Raw genomic sequence first — 17,215 nt, 5'->3', positions numbered from 1 at the left:
GCCCTCTGTCGGTTTTATTGGCAGAGGGCTGCTTCATATGCAGCCAAGAGCAATTTTTTTCCTAAAGTTTGCGCCAGATCATGCCCAAGCGGCGAATTCTGAATTATAATGAAAGACAGGATAATTTTACATAAAAACAAGAGATTTAAAACGATAGAATAGACAGAGATACAGGCGGCTGCCCTTGCTCGCATAGTCAGTCAACCGGCCAGCTTTGAGAGGGGAAACACAATTGAAAATCAAGCTTAAGCATGTTATGGCTGTCCTGACGGCGCTAGCTTTGCTGTGTCTATATCGGGGGACGTTTTCACAGGCGGAATTTTATTTCCAGGACCATGTGATGCAGCGGGAAAGCCCGATTGATACACAAATCGTCATCGTAGCTGTCGACGATCAAAGCTTGGAGGATTTGGGCACCTGGCCGTGGAGCCGCAGTGCGCATGCGCAGCTGGTGGACACGCTAAGCGAGGGCAAGCCGGCGGTCATTGCATTTGATGTAACCTTTGCGACGAGCTCGGATGAGGAGCCGGACAGCGAGTTTGTCGATGCGGTTGCGAGAGCAGGCAATGTCGTTCTGCCTGTCTACGGTACCTTCCCCGACTCTGCGCGCTTAGGCGCGATTGAAGCGGAGGCGCTTTCCGAGCCGTTTGAAGGCTTGAAGGAGGCTGCGGCAGCGACTGGTCATATTAACACGATTACCGATTCAGATCGGGTCGTTCGCAAGGCGCTGTATGCTTTTAATAAAGACGGCCAGCAAATAGACAGTTTTTCATGGGAAATTTACAAGCTGTACATGCAGCGTTTAGGCAAGGAGGCAGATGCGTCGAAGCTGCCGCTCGACGGCTTTCAGCGTTTCCCTATCGCTTATACGGGCGGTCCCGATCAGTATGAGACGATTTCTTATTCGGCCGTGCTGGGCGGCGACGTTCCGGCGGACTATTTTACGAATAAAATCGTCTTGATTGGCCCTTACGCTGTCGGGTTTAACGATGATTATTTGACGCCAATGAACGATAAGCAGGCGATGAACGGCGTTGAAATTCATGCCAATATCCTTGAGCAGCTCATGGAGCAGAATTTCAAGCGGGAGCTGGATTGGAAATGGAATGCGCTCGTGCTGCTCGCTGCCGCAGTGCTGGCTTATTATTTGTTCCGCAAGCTCAATATGCTGCTGTCTTTCCTGTCGGTTGCGGTGCTTATCGCCGTATTTATCGCGGGCGGACGTTATTTATATGGGCAAGGCATTTTGCTGTCGCTTGGTTATGTGGTGCCGCTGCTGGCAGCCAGCTGTCTGGCGGTCGTCATTTTCAACTATGTAAGCGAGCTGGTGGAGCGGCGGCGGGTGACGGATATTTTTGGCCGGTATGTGGCGCCGCAGGTCGTCAGCCAGATTTTGAAAAATGGCGAGGACGGCTTGAAGCTCGGCGGAAGCAGGCGCGTCCTGACGGTGCTGTTCGTCGATATTCGCGGCTTTACGCCGCTGTCGGAGAAGGCGGAGCCGGAGGAGATCGTCGAAATTTTGAATGAGTATTTGGATTTGACCGCCAGCTGCATCTTTCAGCAGGAGGGGACGCTGGACAAGTTTATTGGCGATGCGACGATGGCGATCTTCAATGCGCCGCTGCTGCTGGATGATCATCCGATGAAAGCGGTCCGCGCCGCATGGGCGATGAAGCAGGGCTCAGTGCAGCTTGAGAAGAAGCTCACCGAGCGCTTCGGCTTTGGCGTGAAATTCGGAATCGGCATCCATACGGGACCTGCGGTTTTCGGCAACATCGGCTCCAAAACGCGGATGGACTACACGGCAATTGGCGATACGGTCAATACGGCTGCCAGGCTGGAGAGCCATGCAAAGCCGGGGCAAATTGTGCTTAGCGAGTCGACGCATGAGGCGGTCAAGGATCGCATTTTGGCGGAATCGCTTGGAGAAATAAAGGTCAAGGGCAAGGAGCAGGGCATTCACATTTATGAATTGGAGGGATTAAAATGAGAAGCTTCAAATGGCTGCTTGTGTTATTAGTCGTGTGCTATGCGGCGCTGCCTACAGCTGCATGGGCGAAGGATACCGATAAAGTCGGCAAGCTGACGTCTGTTTCGGGTAAAGCCGAGGTGAAGAAGGGCGGCGGCACAAAAAGCTTCAGTGCGTTCAAGGGCATGGCGATTACGCAGGGAGATACGATTAAGACAGGAAGCAACGGCAAAGTCAGCATGGACCTCGACAGCGACAAGGAAGTGACGATTGGAGCGAACACGACGCTGCTGATCAGCCAGCTGGTCAAAAGCGCCAGCGCGCTTGGCGGCAAGACGAAGCTGACGCTCCAGAATGGTTCAGTCGTTATTCAGGTGAAAAAGAAGCTCACTGGCGATTCCCGCTTCGAAATCGAGACGCCAACAGCGACAATGGGCGTTATGGGCACTAAATTCGCTGTTTCATATGAACAGGATATCAGCTATGTCGGCGTTCTCGAAGGTGTCGTAAGCGTCACCGGAGAGGCTGGCGAACGAATCGCGGCTCTTTTGGCAAATGAGCAAATCAAGCTGAATCAAGCAGGCGAAGGCTCGAAAGGAACGCTGGTGCTGGGCGATCTGCCGCTCGTCGCGCTGGAGAAGCTGCTGGAGGAGCTGGAGCAAGCGGCCGGCACGGAAGCGAATGCGGCGCTTAAGCAGCAAATAAGCGAGCTGGTGAAGCAAAAGCAAGCGGAGCAGGATAAGGCGGCAGAGGCGGAAGGGAAGCCTTTCAACAAGCCGACTATCGTATATGTTCAGCCCGCTTCTAGCATGCCAGCGAGCAGTGGAGGAAGCAGCGGTTCTGGTTCTGGCGGAAGCACGCCAACGCCGACACCTGCCGTGACGCCAACACCAGAAGCCACGCCAACGCCTGCTGCTACCGCAACACCGGAGGCAACGCCAACACCAGTACCAACAGAAACGCCGATAGAAACAGTGCCGCCAACGCCGACGCCAGTCGTGTATGAAGGGGCGCCAGAGGCGGATACGGCTGCTTTTTACGGCAATCCATATCCTTATTTCATAAATAGCACGACAATCGTCGTTCCGTTCACGATGCTGCTTGCCTTCAATGAGCAGGAGGAAGAACCGGATCGGACGCTTATGGACGGCGTTATTTTTGCGATTAATAATCCGGAATTTTTCTGGGAAGTAGAGAGCGCAACGCTAGACGGCAAAAATTTGGTTATAAAACTAGCTAATGAGCTTCCGCTCAATTCCAGACTGTATATATCTGTACGCGGCGATTATTTGAAAAACGCTCAAACGGACGAAGTACAGGCGGACTTTACCGAACTTGGCCGGGATGGCAATGATATTGATTTTAAACCAGCACTTAGCCAAACGGACTTGCGATATGTACAAAACTTGATTATAACGCCTGTAATGGACGATATTCTCGTCTATCATCTTGGCTATAGCAATGCCAATTTGACGATGACTTTGGAGAACGAAGAAGGCCCGGTAGCTTTTGATTCCGAGGTGGCGTATTACACGCAAATGGGAGGGGAAAATCATTTCACCTTCACGTTTGAACCTAGGTGGCTAGAAACTTTGGATGCAGCAGCAGCGCCTTATACGTTGTCGGTCAAGCTGGATTTGGACGGCACAGAAGTTGCTGATCTGACCATGAATATAACGGTGGAGGACTCGCGCGACCTGCCTTATTTTGACGAGGAGGCCTTCAATAGCGATCGAGACCTTTATATTAAAGATGACCATACGTTTGTTTTGCCCTTCACGACAGAGATTATTTATAATGAGCAAGCTTTTCCTGATCAAGGACTCGCACAGCAAGTAGAGTTCTGGATTTATGACGAGCAAGGCGAATTAAGCAGGAAGCTGCCGCTTGAATATGTCGAAATATCGGGCTCGGAGCTGTCTATCCATTTGGCTGAAGGTGTCCCGCGAGGCACAGGGATTTTAATAACGATTGCCGGAAACAGCTTGAAAAATCCAGAAAAGGATAAAGCTCAGCCGGATAGGCTTCAAACGCCTGAGGGCACTTTATTTGCCGTATCTTACAGCCCGGGATACGTGAAGCATGTCAGAGGCAGCAGTATGCCTCAGCCCCCAGTTATTCGCTTTAATACGTTGGGTGATGACTTAGGGGAGGTCCGCTTATATAGTGGCTCGGAGATTGGATCGAAAATCGTGGATGCAGCGAATTATACGATGGCGCAGGAGCCGGGCAGAGGCCCTACGATTACACTAACAGAAGCTTTTTATAACCGTTTGGATGCAGGAAGTTATTTTGTTGAAGTCCTAATTATGCAAAATGGGCAGGAAGTCAGCTCAGCCCTCATTGAAATTTTGATTTTGCCGAACCCATTATAATGGACTTATAGGGAGAGAAAATACAATGAACAAAAAAGGAATGCTGCTAGCCTTCAGCGCGCTGCTGTTCACATCGCTGCTGCCGCAAGGAGGAGCAGCTGCGGCCGCTGAGGCAGCAGCCGGTGGGCAAGCAGGAGCAGCTGCAACGGCAGTGAAATGGCCAGCCGCAGCAGTCAGCGGTTTAACTTCGGCAGTGTTGGGAGCAGCCGCCGAAGTCAGCATTTCCGCAGCGGCTGCTGCGGACACGGCAACCTCAACGACAGCCGCTGCGGCTGTAACCTATGAGCTGCAAGGCTTGAAGCAGCCATGGGGAGTGACAGCAGCGAGCGGGGGCGAGCTGCTCGTAGTGAGTGCGGGCAGCAATAACATCAGCCGCTGGAACGGCGCTGCGGGCAAGCTCAGTGCTGCCGCCGGCGGCGGAGCAGCGGGGTATGCGGATGGGGAAGCGGCAAACGCTGCGTTCCGCACGCCTTCTTTTGCTGCCACGGATGCAAAAGGTAATGTGTACATTAGCGATACAGACAATCATGTTATTCGCAAATTTGCGGGCGGCAAGCTGACGACGCTGGCGGGCAACGGCGAAGCTGGCTATGCAGATGGCGAGCAGGGCACGGCGCGTTTAAACTCGCCTACAGGTATTGTGGTTGATGCCGAGGGCAACGTTTATGTGGCCGATACGCTTAATCATGTTATTCGGCGGATTACGCCGGAGGGCACGGTATCGACATTTGCTGGGCAAGCACCGTCAGGAGAGACGGGTGGTTACGTAGACGGGGAAGCAGCCAAGGCGCGTTTTAACGAGCCTGCTGGGCTTGCTTTTGACGAAGCCGGACGTCTTTTTATCGCGGATAGTGGAAATCATGTAATTAGGGTAATAGATAAAGGAGAGGTTGCGACGCTTGCAGGCCAAAAGACGGCAGTCGATCCTTTAACCGGCTATCGCACGGGAGGCTATCAAAATGGGGCTGCTGTCGATGCGCGCTTCAACCGGCCGCGGGGGCTTGCTTATGAGGGTGGCGTTCTGTTCGTAGCGGACAGCCTCAATCACCGGATTCGCGCCGTGACGGCGAATGGCCGAGTTGCAACGCTGGCTGGAAAAAGTGCTGCCGGTGACCTTATCGGTCCAGCGGATCAGGCCCAATTCAATCAGCCCACAGGGCTCTTTTATCGCTCAGGAAAGCTGTATATTTCCGATCCCCCGAATGGCAATGTGAAGGCGCTGACGGTTAATCCGGCTCAATTGCAGCCTGTTCGTAATGCCGAGGATCTACTCTCTGGCGTTGATTTGAAGCCTGCGGGAGCAGCGGTGCAGCTATGGCTGGATGGCAAGCAGCTGACGAGCGGCCCTGCGCCTTACACGAGTGGGAAAAAGGTGTATATTCCGGTTCGAAGCGTCTTTTCAGCATGGGGTGCTAGGCTGGACTGGCATGCTGCAACGAAAACCGCTGAGCTGCATAAAGGCGATTGGTCGCTGAGCCTTAAGCCGGATTCCGAGGGGAAAGTGGCGATAACGAAAGGCGTGCTTTATATTGAGGCCAGCCACTTGGAGAGCTTAACGCCATTCCTTGCCGCCTATGATGCCGAATACCGTGCTGCTGTCCTAGATAGCGGGCAATAATCGGACGGTTTTTATTTGGGAAGTTAAGCATCGTATGATATGATTATAAGAAATGTGAAGCTACTTTTGGAGGGAACACTCATTACTAACGTCGTCCTTAATGATGCTATGACCATGCTGCAGCAAACAAGCCGGACTTTCTATATTCCTATCAGCCGTCTGGAGTCTGGCTTGAAGGAAGCTGTAGCAGCTGCATATCTGTGTATGCGGGCTATTGATGAAATAGAGGATCATAACGACATCTCAGACCAATTGAAAGTCAAGCTGCTCGTCGGAATGGAAGAAGCTTTCCAGTCTCCTGATGTAACAGAAGCCACACAGAAGCTATTGTCTCCCTATGAGGATGTATTGCCAGCTGTATCTATGCGGGTAAATGAATGGGCGGAGCTATGTCCGTCGACTGTTGCCCGCACCATCTATCGCTATATTGCGATGATGTCAAAGCAAATGGCAGAATGGGTAGAAAAAGGCTGGCACATCCATACGGAGGAGGATCTCGACCGTTATACATACAGCGTAGCTGGGATGGTAGGCGAGATGCTGTCGGAAATCTGGTTATGGTTTGATGGAACGAAATCGGATACGGTGAAGGCAGTTGCTTTTGGCCGTGGACTGCAAGCCGTCAATATTCTTCGCAACCGCGACGAGGATTTGGAGCGGGGCGTGGACTTTTATCCAGATGGCTGGGGGCCGAAGGAAATGCTGGCGTATACACGCCGCAATCTGAAGGTTGCGGATGCGTATATCGCAGAACTGAAGAAGGGTCCAGCTCTAAGCTTCTGCAAGATTCCGCTCACGCTGGCTCATGCAACCGTGAACCTCATTGCTGCTGGCGGCAACAAGCTGACGCGCGATGCGGTGCTCAAGCTGGTTAACCGATTGAACTGACCATTGCCTGTGAGTTGAAAAATAGCCCGCAAGGAGAATGACTTTTGTGAAAAGTCTTCTGCTTGCGGGCTATTTTTATATTCATTCTTATGAGGAAAGCTGTTTTGCAGGACTATGCATGTATATTCTCAGTAAAATTAATATTACGCTCAATATCAAAAACAGGAATCCACCTATTACGACGTATGGCGTACCCATTCCCGAAATAAATAATCCTCCTATAGACGTCCCGACGGTTACCCCTAAGTTGCCAGCGGTTAAAAACAAGCCATTTGAAAATTCAGGAGCTTCTGGGGCGGCAGACGTAATCCAATATTGGCCAATATTATTGCCTAAAGCCACGACTATTCCAAAAACAAAAAGAACGAAAGCCATAGGTACAGTGAACTGTCCCAATAACAGCAATAGGATGTAAACGGCTGCTAATACGAATGGAAAAGAGGCTACTGATTTTAAGGCGTTTTTAGTAAGCAGCTTTCCTGCGACGATATTTCCTATTATACTTGCGCCACCGAATATGAATAACATGAAACTGATCGTTTTCGCAGGCACATTCGTGACGGTCTCCAGGTACACTGCAAGGTAACTGCTAACACCATACATCGCTGCATTCATAAAAATAACCCCAACGATGGATAGCCAAATAATTGGTCTTTTTAATACACGTATTTGAGATCCATAAGAGAGTTTTTCCTTAACGGGCATAGAGGGCACAAATAGAAATATAGCAATAAACGCTATCGCATTTACGATCGTAAAAAATAACATTGCCATCTCAAGTGAAGTTGTACTAGCAATAAGACTAGAGATAGGCGCACCGAGTATTAGCCCTCCCGTTACTCCCATAAATATTTTGGCAGTAGCTTTTGGAGCGTCTTCCTTGCTAACGGAGGCAGCTGCTGCTGTCAAAGCTATTGTGACATAGACGGGATGTAAAAAGGCTGGAATGACACGCGCAATGATTAGAATGGCAAAGTTTGAAGCGAAAATGGAGACCAGGTTACCCAGAACGAAGACGCCTAGTACAAGCAGCATGGCCTTCTTGCGATTGATGCCCGAAAATAATAACGGCATAGTGGGTCCCGATATGGCAACAGCAAGGGCGAACAGACTCACTAGCAGCCCTGCTTTGGATACACTGACATGAAAGTGATCAGCAATTAGAGGCAATATCCCGACGATGCCCATTTCCGTATTTAAGATGCCGAAAACACCTAGGGTCAATATAAATATAAAGAAACGGTTTCTTTTATCCATCAAAAATTTTTCTCCTGCCTTTGTTCTTTATTTGCTAAACAAGGTCATAATAACGGTTAAAGTCGACTTTAAGTCAAGCAACATTTTTAACTGACAGCTGTGATGCCAGACTAGGTTGCGAAGCAAATCCCAGCCTTATACTGCAAAAAGCCGTTTTCCCAACATCATTGGGCAAACGGCTTTTTTACAACCAAAATCGTATGAAGGCAGTTCTTCATTAAGCTTCGAATGGCATGTTTTCTTCGTTGAATTTCTTTTCTATTTCATCGTAAAATGCTAGCTTCGCTTTTATTTTTATAAAGGCGCTATCCAAATCTCGTTGTTTCTCCATCATTTTCTCTTTATGTTTTTCCAATATTTGTTTGCGCTCTGCGGCTGTGCTGTCTCCTGCTTTTGTTAATTCCACAATCGAACGCAATTCGGAGAGAGGGATATCCGTTTTTCGTAAACATACAATCAGATCCAACCATAATAAATCGTTGTCGTCAAAAATGCGATTTCCATGCTCATCTCTTTTTATAAAAGGCAAAAGACCCTCTTGTTCATAATAGCGGAGTGTATGCGTAGGCAAATTTACCTTTTCAGCTGCTTCTTTAATATAAAATGCCATTATAACCTCCATCATTTTTACGGATAGTTGTGATCGAGTTCATTCCATTTATTATAGACCTTAAAGTGGACTTTAATGCAACTCGTTTAGTTAACGAAAAAAAAATTTCGGGAAAAACCCTTGCTTTAAAGTCAACTTTAAGGGTTAAGCTGGTCTTGTGAATTTTAAAGGCATGAAAAATAAGTGGATATGTAGGAAAGGATTGTGTGATCGCTTATGTGCAATATTGATAATAATAGGACTACGACACATGTTCTGAGTGTATCAAATGCAAGGGCACCGTTTGAAAAGACTACTATTGAGCGTAGAGAATTACGGCCCCATGATATTCTGATAGATATTAAGTTTAGCGGCATTTGCCATTCTGATATTCATAGTGCATTCGGAGAATGGGGCGGTGGAATCTTTCCGATGGTTCCTGGCCACGAAATTGCCGGAGTTGTAGAAGCAGTAGGAACAGAAGTGACCAAATATGCTGTTGGTGACCGCGTAGGCGTTGGCTGTTTTGTTGATTCCTGCGGACAATGCGAATACTGCCTCAGTGGCGAGGAGCAATATTGTACGAAAGGTGTCATCAATACCTATAATGGGCTAGACTACGACGGCAATCCAACATACGGTGGATATAGCCAAAAAATCGTTGTAACCGAAGGGTTCGTAGTCCGTATACCAGACAGTCTGGATATGAATGTGGCAAGCCCGCTATTATGTGCAGGCATTACTACATTTTCTCCCTTAAAGCACTGGAAAGCTGGCCCAGGCAAGAAGGTTGCCATTGTGGGAATGGGAGGTCTTGGTCACGTAGCCATTCAATTCGCTCATGCTATGGGTGCTGAAGTTACCGTATTGAGCCGCTCTAATCATAAGAAAGAGGAAGCATTGGCATTTGGCGCAGATTATTATTTTGCGACAAGTGACTCCGCTACCTTTGCGCAATTAGCAGGCCGCTTTGATTTGATCTTAAATACCGTCTCGGCAAATCTGGATGTTGATGCGTATTTATCTCTGCTTCGCATTGATGGAACACTTGTAAATGTTGGCGCACCGGCTGAACCAGACCAGTATCAAGTGTTTTCATTAATTATGGGCCGCCGCAGCATTGCCGGTTCACTCGTTGGCGGAATTCGTGAAACCCAGGAAATGCTCAATTTCGCAGCTGAACATGGCATTGCTCCAATGATTGAAGTAATCCGTGCAGACCAAGTCGACGAAGCGTATGAACGTGTCCTCAAAAGTGATGTGCGTTATCGGTTCGTTATTGATATCTCTACTTTGTAATTTTCAATTAATAAAAAGCCCTCGCTTTGAACAAATTTTGTTCAAAATAAGGGCTTTTTTTTCATTTTACGAGGAACCTTTTACAAGGAACAGTCTACCGCTGCTTCCATTGCATGGTTATTTTAGCTTAAAGCGTCTGATTAATGACGATCGTCAGCCTGTAATTGGCATGCTCATTTAGCTCCGTGAGAAACTGGTCAAGCGCGGCATTGGAAGGAAAGCGGCATTCCATCATATAGCAGCTGTCTCCGCCCGTTTTATAATGATGAATGATAGCTGCCTGCTGCTGTACAAACGCTATATAGGGAGCATGATACAATCCATGCATAAAAATTTGGATAAAGGCATGGACAGGGAGTCCCGCCTTCTCCTGATTCAGGCGTATCGTATAACCCTCGATAAATCCCTCTTCCTCCAGCCGGCTGACACGATTCGCAGCAGCCTGTCCAGTCAAATGAACGAGCTGGCCAAGCTCCTTCATCGAGATGCGGCCATTTTTCGACAGCTCTTCAATGATGCGTTTATCCGTATGATCCAGCATAAGCGACAACCTCTTTCAAAAATCAAGTGTTTGGTGCGATTTGAGTGATTGCTTCTATGTTCATGCCATTCTTTAGATAGTAACCTATTAAAGAGCAAGATTAAAGGAGGAACAGCATATGCAAATAACTCAAATCCGCAATGCAACTTTGAAAATAAATTACGGCGGCCTTGCCTTTTTGATCGACCCTTTCTTGGCGCCCAAAGGCACCTATCGGCCTTTCCCCAATACAGCTAACCAAGAGCAGTTTAATCCGACGGTCGAGCTGCCCTTCCCAGCGGAGCAACTGCTCCCTGTTGATGCTGTTATTGTTACGCATTTGCATGTGGATCATTTTGATCAGGCGGCGGCGGAGCTTCTGCCGAAGGACATGGTGATTTTTGCCCAAAACGAGCATGATGCGGCAGCGATTCGCGAGAAAGGCTTTGAGCAGGTGCGGATTTTCACACCATCGGCACAGCTCGGGGAAGTCAGCCTCAGCCGAACCTATGGACGGCACGGCACAGGGGAAATCGGCGAGCGTATGGGCGAGGTGTCGGGAATCGTGTTTCAGCATGCGCAGGAGCAGACGCTTTATGTGGCGGGAGATACGATTTGGTGCGAGGAGACGCAAGCGGCAATCGAGAAGTACGAACCGTCAGTCATCGTCGTGAATGGCGGCGCCGCACAGTTTTTACAAGGGGGTCCCATCCTGATGACGAAGGAAGATATATATTATGCGCATCTCGCGGCGCCGCAGGCGGTTATCATCTCCTCCCATATGGGGGCGGTCAATCATTGCATGCTGTCCAGACCGGAACTGCGCGAATATGCAGCAGGCAAAGGGCTAAGCGGCGTAATCCTCGTGCCAGAGGACGGCGAAACGATTATTAGTTAATCATGCGGCTTATGAACATCAAAAAATCTCCAGCCTGTCGCTGTTATAGCGAAGCTGGAGATTTTTTTCAGTTGCATTCGCTGGGCTGCTGGTACAAAAGCTGGGTGTTGTTGCAACCAGCAGCCCGCCCGCTCTAGGTAAACAGCACAAGCAGCAGCGCAATTAGCGCAGGCAGCCCCTGCATAACCAAGATGGAGCGTTTAGTCGTAAGACCGCCGTACAATGCAGCAACGAGTACGCAAATGAGGAAAAACAGCTGGATTTGATAGCCGAAATCGGCATTCGGATGCACAAGGCCCCAAATCAGGCCAGCGGCGAGAAATCCATTATATAATCCTTGATTGGCGGCAAGCGACTTGGTTTGCTCAGCAAACTCAGGCGTCAAATTGAATGTTTTGCGCGTCCGAGGTTTCGTCCACAAAAACATTTCCATAGCCAATATGTACAAATGCTCGGCAGCCACAAGGGCAACGAATATAGCAGCTAACATAAGGATACCCTCCTGAAATAAACTCAAATATTGGGAAAAATGATCCCTACCCATCTTACTCCTAACCTCTTCTACAATCAAGCGCAGATTATGCTTTTACGCTATCTTCGCATGACTGGATTTGACAGTGCTGTGAGCAGGTGATACGTTGAGTATACATAGCAAAAGGTCAAATGGACGAGGCGGTTAGGACATAGATGGACCATACTTATGAAATCATTCAGACGGATCATGAGCTTCCGCTGCATATTTTTTTTCATAACGTCAGATACGTCCCGAATCATTGGCATGACAGCATGGAGCTGCTGTTCGTGCTTAAGGGCAAGGCAATCATTGCTGTACAAGGCAAGCCTTTCGTGCTTAATGAAGAGGATATTATCCTTATTAATAGCAATGACATTCATACGATACAATCGGATCAGGAAAATCTGCTGCTGGCGCTGCAAATTCCGGATTCTTTCCTGCGCGAGCAGGGGGTGGACACGGAGCAGACCGCCTTTGAGTGCAATTCCTGCTGGCATGCTCAAGGCGATCAGCAGAAGTTTATTGAAGTGCGTACGCTGTTGTCCACCATTATGTGGAATTATAATAAAGCCGGATATGGCTATGAAATTAAGGTCCGCTCCCTGCTGCTGGAGCTGATTTATTTGCTGCTGCGCAAATTCAGAAGCACGCAGGAGAAGCGGGAGTACCCAATCAATCGCCGTACGATGGCGCGGCTCCTCCACCTGAACGAGTACATTCAGGAGCATTACAATCGCCCGCTGACGCTGAATGAGCTGGCTGAGCGTGAAAATTTCTCCGTCTCCTATTTATCGAGCTTCTTTCAGAAAAGCATGGGTGTGACGTTCCGTACTTATATTACGCGCATTCGGCTGGAGCATGCGGTCAAGGCGATGCTGACGACACAGGAGCCAATTATAAAAATCGCTTTGGACAGCGGCTTTCCAAATTTGAAAGCTTTCCATAAGGCGTTCAAAGCGGTCTACCAAATGACGCCGACGGAATATCGCGGCCATCGCGGGCAGCATTTGCCTGAGGCGGAATTGTCCGAGCCCTCCAGCGACAATTACTTGGCTTTTGACCGGGAAAATGCTTACATCAGCTTGTTTAAATATTTGCCAACGGAAGCGAGCGCTGGAACGATTGCCGCTGCTGATCAGGGCTCTATCTGCCGCTCGGTACAAATCCGTGCCTCTGGCAGCGGGCGGACACTGAAGCATACTTGGCGCAGCTTATGTACGATCGGCAAGGCGAAGGAAGCGTTGTTTGCTCCCGTCCAGCAGCATTTGCGGATGGTGCAGCAAGCCATTGGCTTTCAATATATTCGCTTCCACGGCATCTTTGATGACGAAATGATGGTGGCGCGGTTGGGGCCGGACGGCAAGCCCCTGTTCAGCTTCGGCTATGTCGATCAGGTGGTTGATTTTTTCCGGAGCATCGGGCTGCGTCCCTTCTTCGAGCTGGGCTTTATGCCGGGCGATTTTGCAGATCAGTCGAAGTTTTTCTTTCATAAAAAAAGCTACATGAGCATGCCTAATGAGATGGAGCATTGGACCGCGCTGATGGAAGCGTTCATTCAGCACCTTCTCCATCGTTATGGCAGTGCCGAGGTAAGCAGCTGGCGCTTTGAGTTTTGGAACGAGCCGGATGGCGGTCTGTTCTGGCCAGATCCTTTTGAACGATACCTGGAACTATATGAAGCGAGCTTTAAAGCGATTAAGCGCGTAAACCCGCAGGTGCAGATTGGCGGCCCATGCATGCAGGGAGACACCATCGTGGATCGCAGCTATTGGATGGAAAAATATTTGGCTTATTGCACCGAGCATGAATGCTTGCCTGATTTTATCACCATTCATATGTACCCGATTGAATATGCGGTAACGGAGTCAGAGCATGATCAAGTGCCCCAAATCAGCGATTTCCGCTACGCGGGCGAGGACTATGTTCCCAAAATGCTGGGCAAGGTGAAACGCAAGCTGCTGGAGCTTGGATGGACGGGCACCGAGCTGCATGTGACGGAATGGAATGCAACGCCCCATCATCGGGAGCTGACGAATGATACTTGCTTCAAAGCCGCATACATTGCCAAAAACATCGTGGAAACGCTCGATGAAGTAAGCAGTCTAGGTTACTGGACAGTAACGGATTTGCTGGAGGAGCTGCCGCTGCCGCAGGAGATATTCCACGGCGGACTTGGCATGATTACGAATAATGGGCTCAAAAAAGCGGCCTTCTATGCTTACGAGCTGCTTGCCAAGCTGGGCTGCAAGCTGCTTGACCGCGGCGATGGCTACTGCCTGACGATGTCGAAGGATGGCACATATCAGCTGCTGCTGTTCCATTACGCCCATTTTGACCAGATGTATCTCAAAAATGATATTTCAGGCATTCAGCCGCATCATCGGTATGCCGTCTTTAATCATAACGACCAACTGGAGCTGACTATTCAGCTGGAAGGGCTGGAGCCAGGCGCTTACCGCATACACCGGCATACGATTAACCGGGAATCGGGCAGCTCTTACGATGAATGGCTGCGGATGGGAGCGCCCGCCGAGCTGATGCCTTCGGATATTGACTATTTGAACCAGTGCAGCGTGCCGAAGCAGCATATGCGCACCGAAACAGCGGGAGATGTGTTGACGCTGAAGGGCCTGCTTGCGCCGCATGAGGTTCAGCTGTTGGAGATTAAACGGGAATGGCAGCACAATTCCATATAAAAAGCAGAAAGACCTTCGCCTGATTGTGAAATCGGCGGAGGTCTTTTTTTTGCAGCAAGCGGCGGACATATGGCCTTTTTTATTTTCTTTTTGAAAGAGTAAGAAAGAGGCAAAAGGATAATCATAAAAAGTGACATTGTTTTCAATGAAACGAGGGAAGGAAAGCGCTAAACAAACGCACTATACTTAAAATTAGTTGATAAGGAAATGGGGATAGGAGCAAGTTATGCTTCGTAGTCATCCATTTTTTTCTGTGGGGTAGAACAGGTACTCATCATCACTTATATCGAATTGGAGGTTTTTACATTGACGAGAAACATTCAGGATATCGTAGCTCAAATGACGCTGGAGGAAAAAGCGGGACTATGCTCGGGGCTTGATTTTTGGCATTTGAAGGGTGTCGAACGTCTAGGCGTCCCTTCCATTATGGTAACCGATGGACCACACGGCTTGCGCAAGCAGCAAACAGGTGCGGATCATTTGGGCATTTTCGACAGTGTGCCGGCAACGTGCTTCCCTTCTGCAGCTGGACTTGCCTGCTCATGGGATGAAGAGCTGATCGGCAAAGTCGGCGTTGCGCTTGGTGAAGAATGCCAGGCGGAAGATGTTGCCGTCTTGCTTGGGCCAGGCGTGAACATTAAACGCTCCCCGCTTTGCGGCCGCAACTTCGAATATTTTTCCGAAGATCCTTATTTGTCCTCCGAGATGGCAGCAGGCCATATCAACGGTGTGCAAAGCCAAGGCGTCGGAACGTCGCTGAAGCATTTCGCCGTCAACAATCAGGAGCATCGCCGCATGTCGACGGATGCAGTTGTTGACGAGCGTACGCTTCGCGAAATTTATTTGGCAAGCTTCGAGGGAGCGGTGAAGAAAGCGCAGCCTTGGACGGTTATGTGCTCGTACAACCAAGTGAATGGCGTATTTGCATCCGAGAATGTGAAGCTGCTTACTGATATTTTGAAGGATGAGTGGGGCCATGAGGGCTTTGTCGTTTCTGACTGGGGCGCAGTCAATGAGCGCGATCTTTCGCTTGCGGCAGGCATGGAGCTGGAAATGCCAGCAAGCAACGGCGTAGGCGAGAAGAAGGTTCTTGATGCGATCAGCAACGGCACATTGACGCAGGAAGCTTTGGATCGTGCGGTAACGCGCCTGCTTCGCATTATTTTCAAATCGGTCGATGAGAAAGTCAAGGATGCAGCGTATGACAAAAACGCGCATCACCAATTGGCAAGAACCGTTGCAAGCGAGAGCATGGTTTTGCTGAAAAATAAAGGCGGTTTGCTTCCGCTTGCGAAAAACAGCCGTGTAGCAGTTATCGGCGCTTTTGCCGAGAAGCCAAGATTCCAAGGCGGCGGCAGTTCGCATATCGTACCGACAAAGCTGGATCACCCGGTTGAAGAAATTAAGGCGCTCGTTAGCGATGCATCGGCAGTTGTTTATGCGCAAGGCTATCACGCAGGTGATGATGCCATTGATGAAGCGTTGATTGAAGAAGCGAAGCGCGCTGCAAGCGAGGCGGAGGTTGCGGTCATTTTTGCCGGATTGCCTGACCGTTATGAATCAGAAGGGTATGACCGTGAGCATCTGAACCTGCCTGAAAATCAAAACAAGCTGATCGAGGCCGTTGCGAGCGTTCAAGGCCGCGTCGTAGTTGTGCTGCTCAATGGATCAGCAGTACTGCTGCCATGGCTGGATCAAGTCGATGCTGTGCTTGAAGGTTATTTGGGTGGACAGGCCGTTGGCGGAGCCGTTGCAGACTTGTTGTTTGGAGAAGTGAATCCTTCCGGCAAGCTGGCAGAGACGTTCCCGCTGAAGCTTAGCGACAACCCTTCATTCCTGAACTTCCCGGGCGAAGGCGACCGCGTTGAATATAAAGAGGGCATCTTCGTAGGCTACCGTTATTATGACAAGAAGGAAATCGATGTTCTGTTCCCGTTTGGATATGGCCTGAGCTACACGACGTTTGCTTACAGCGACTTAAAGCTAAGCGCGGCGAGCATCAAGGATACAGATGAGGTAGAAGTAACGGTCAATGTGACCAATACAGGCAGCGTTGCAGGCAAAGAAGTGGTGCAGCTTTATGTGAAGGATGTAGCAAGCACCGTTATTCGCCCAGAGAAAGAGCTGAAGGGCTTTAAAAAGGTTGCGCTCGCGCCTGGCGAGACAAAAACGGTAAGCTTCGTGCTCAATAAACGTTCTTTCGCCTACTACAATGTGGATATTAAGGATTGGCATGTGGAAAGCGGCGAATTCGCGATTTTGATCGGGCATTCCTCGCAGGAAATCGTTCTTGAAGCGACGCTTGCCGTTGAATCTACCGTTAAATTGAAAAAGCATTATACGCAAAATACGACACTGGGCGACTTGTATAACAATGAAGAAGCGACTGTCATTTTGCAGCCATATATGAAGAAATTCCAGGAGAACAGTCCGCTCGGCGGCGTTGATGAAGATGATGCCCATGCGGAAATGATGGTCAAAATGATGCAATACATGCCGCTTCGCAACTTGATGGCTTTCGGCGGCGATGGCTTCACCAAAGACATGCTTGACCAATTAATTAAAGAGCTGAACAGCTTATAAATTAGCGTT

Annotated in this window: 12 protein-coding genes; 8 read left to right on the top strand and 4 right to left on the bottom strand. The window is 49.3% G+C overall.

Annotation, left to right across the window (positions count from 1 at the left end):
• The first annotated feature begins 232 nt into the window (after positions 1 to 232).
• The 4 genes from BBD42_RS06640 to BBD42_RS06625 all read left to right on the top strand — a co-directional run bounded on the left by BBD42_RS06640 (position 233) and on the right by BBD42_RS06625 (position 6,850).
• Positions 233 to 1,990: a CHASE2 domain-containing protein gene (locus BBD42_RS06640; protein WP_099517531.1), complete on the top strand. Its 1,758-nt coding sequence runs from the start codon at positions 233 to 235 to the stop codon at positions 1,988 to 1,990.
• Positions 1,987 to 4,344 carry a FecR family protein gene (locus BBD42_RS06635; RefSeq protein WP_099517530.1) on the top strand — a complete coding sequence of 786 codons (2,358 nt, stop codon included), beginning with the start codon at positions 1,987 to 1,989 and terminating at the stop codon, positions 4,342 to 4,344. The genes BBD42_RS06640 and BBD42_RS06635 overlap by 4 nt, the downstream gene beginning before the upstream one ends.
• A gap of 25 nt (positions 4,345 to 4,369) precedes the next feature.
• Complete coding sequence (locus BBD42_RS06630) at positions 4,370 to 5,962, top strand: SMP-30/gluconolactonase/LRE family protein (protein WP_099517529.1); 1,593 nt, start codon at positions 4,370 to 4,372, stop codon at positions 5,960 to 5,962.
• A gap of 108 nt (positions 5,963 to 6,070) precedes the next feature.
• Positions 6,071 to 6,850 (top strand): squalene/phytoene synthase family protein, encoded by a 780-nt coding sequence (locus BBD42_RS06625; protein ID WP_099521497.1) that lies wholly within the window; start codon positions 6,071 to 6,073, stop codon positions 6,848 to 6,850.
• An 87-nt stretch (positions 6,851 to 6,937) separates the two neighbouring features.
• Here BBD42_RS06625 and BBD42_RS06620 read toward each other — a convergent pair whose 3' ends face one another.
• Together BBD42_RS06620 and BBD42_RS06615 are read right to left on the bottom strand one after the other, a co-directional pair.
• Complete coding sequence (locus tag BBD42_RS06620; protein WP_099517528.1) at positions 6,938 to 8,107, bottom strand: MFS transporter; 1,170 nt, start codon at positions 8,105 to 8,107, stop codon at positions 6,938 to 6,940.
• Positions 8,108 to 8,324: 217 nt separating this feature from the next.
• Complete coding sequence (locus tag BBD42_RS06615; RefSeq protein WP_099517527.1) at positions 8,325 to 8,717, bottom strand: MerR family transcriptional regulator; 393 nt, start codon at positions 8,715 to 8,717, stop codon at positions 8,325 to 8,327.
• A 216-nt stretch (positions 8,718 to 8,933) separates the two neighbouring features.
• On the opposite strand from BBD42_RS06615, the gene BBD42_RS06610 reads away from it, so the two are divergent.
• Positions 8,934 to 9,995, top strand: coding sequence for an NAD(P)-dependent alcohol dehydrogenase (locus BBD42_RS06610; RefSeq protein WP_099517526.1), 1,062 nt, complete (start codon positions 8,934 to 8,936; stop codon positions 9,993 to 9,995).
• Positions 9,996 to 10,122: 127 nt separating this feature from the next.
• Here the strand turns inward: BBD42_RS06610 and BBD42_RS06605 are convergent, their stop codons facing one another.
• Positions 10,123 to 10,536 carry an Lrp/AsnC family transcriptional regulator gene (locus BBD42_RS06605; protein ID WP_099517525.1) on the bottom strand — a complete coding sequence of 138 codons (414 nt, stop codon included), beginning with the start codon at positions 10,534 to 10,536 and terminating at the stop codon, positions 10,123 to 10,125.
• Between the two features lie 118 nt (positions 10,537 to 10,654).
• On the opposite strand from BBD42_RS06605, the gene BBD42_RS06600 reads away from it, so the two are divergent.
• The gene (locus BBD42_RS06600) at positions 10,655 to 11,413 is read left to right on the top strand and encodes an MBL fold metallo-hydrolase (RefSeq protein ID WP_099517524.1); all 759 of its coding nucleotides are present in this window, start codon (positions 10,655 to 10,657) and stop codon (positions 11,411 to 11,413) included.
• Between the two features lie 133 nt (positions 11,414 to 11,546).
• On the opposite strand, the gene BBD42_RS06595 is transcribed toward BBD42_RS06600, so the two are convergent.
• Positions 11,547 to 11,903, bottom strand: a complete 357-nt coding sequence (locus BBD42_RS06595) for a DUF1304 domain-containing protein (RefSeq protein WP_056032024.1) — start codon at positions 11,901 to 11,903, stop codon at positions 11,547 to 11,549.
• A 197-nt stretch (positions 11,904 to 12,100) separates the two neighbouring features.
• Between BBD42_RS06595 and BBD42_RS06590 the strand changes: the two genes are divergently transcribed.
• Together BBD42_RS06590 and BBD42_RS06585 are read left to right on the top strand one after the other, a co-directional pair.
• Positions 12,101 to 14,623 carry a GH39 family glycosyl hydrolase gene (locus BBD42_RS06590; protein ID WP_099517523.1) on the top strand — a complete coding sequence of 841 codons (2,523 nt, stop codon included), beginning with the start codon at positions 12,101 to 12,103 and terminating at the stop codon, positions 14,621 to 14,623.
• 306 nt (positions 14,624 to 14,929) lie between these two features.
• On the top strand, positions 14,930 to 17,206 hold the full coding sequence (locus BBD42_RS06585; RefSeq protein ID WP_099517522.1) for a glycoside hydrolase family 3 C-terminal domain-containing protein: 2,277 nt from the start codon (positions 14,930 to 14,932) through the stop codon (positions 17,204 to 17,206).
• The last annotated feature ends 9 nt before the right edge of the window (positions 17,207 to 17,215 follow it).

It is taken from the genome of Paenibacillus sp. BIHB 4019 (genome assembly GCF_002741035.1).
Classification (GTDB): domain Bacteria; phylum Bacillota; class Bacilli; order Paenibacillales; family Paenibacillaceae; genus Pristimantibacillus.
This window is presented reverse-complemented; position numbering and strand designations above follow the sequence as displayed.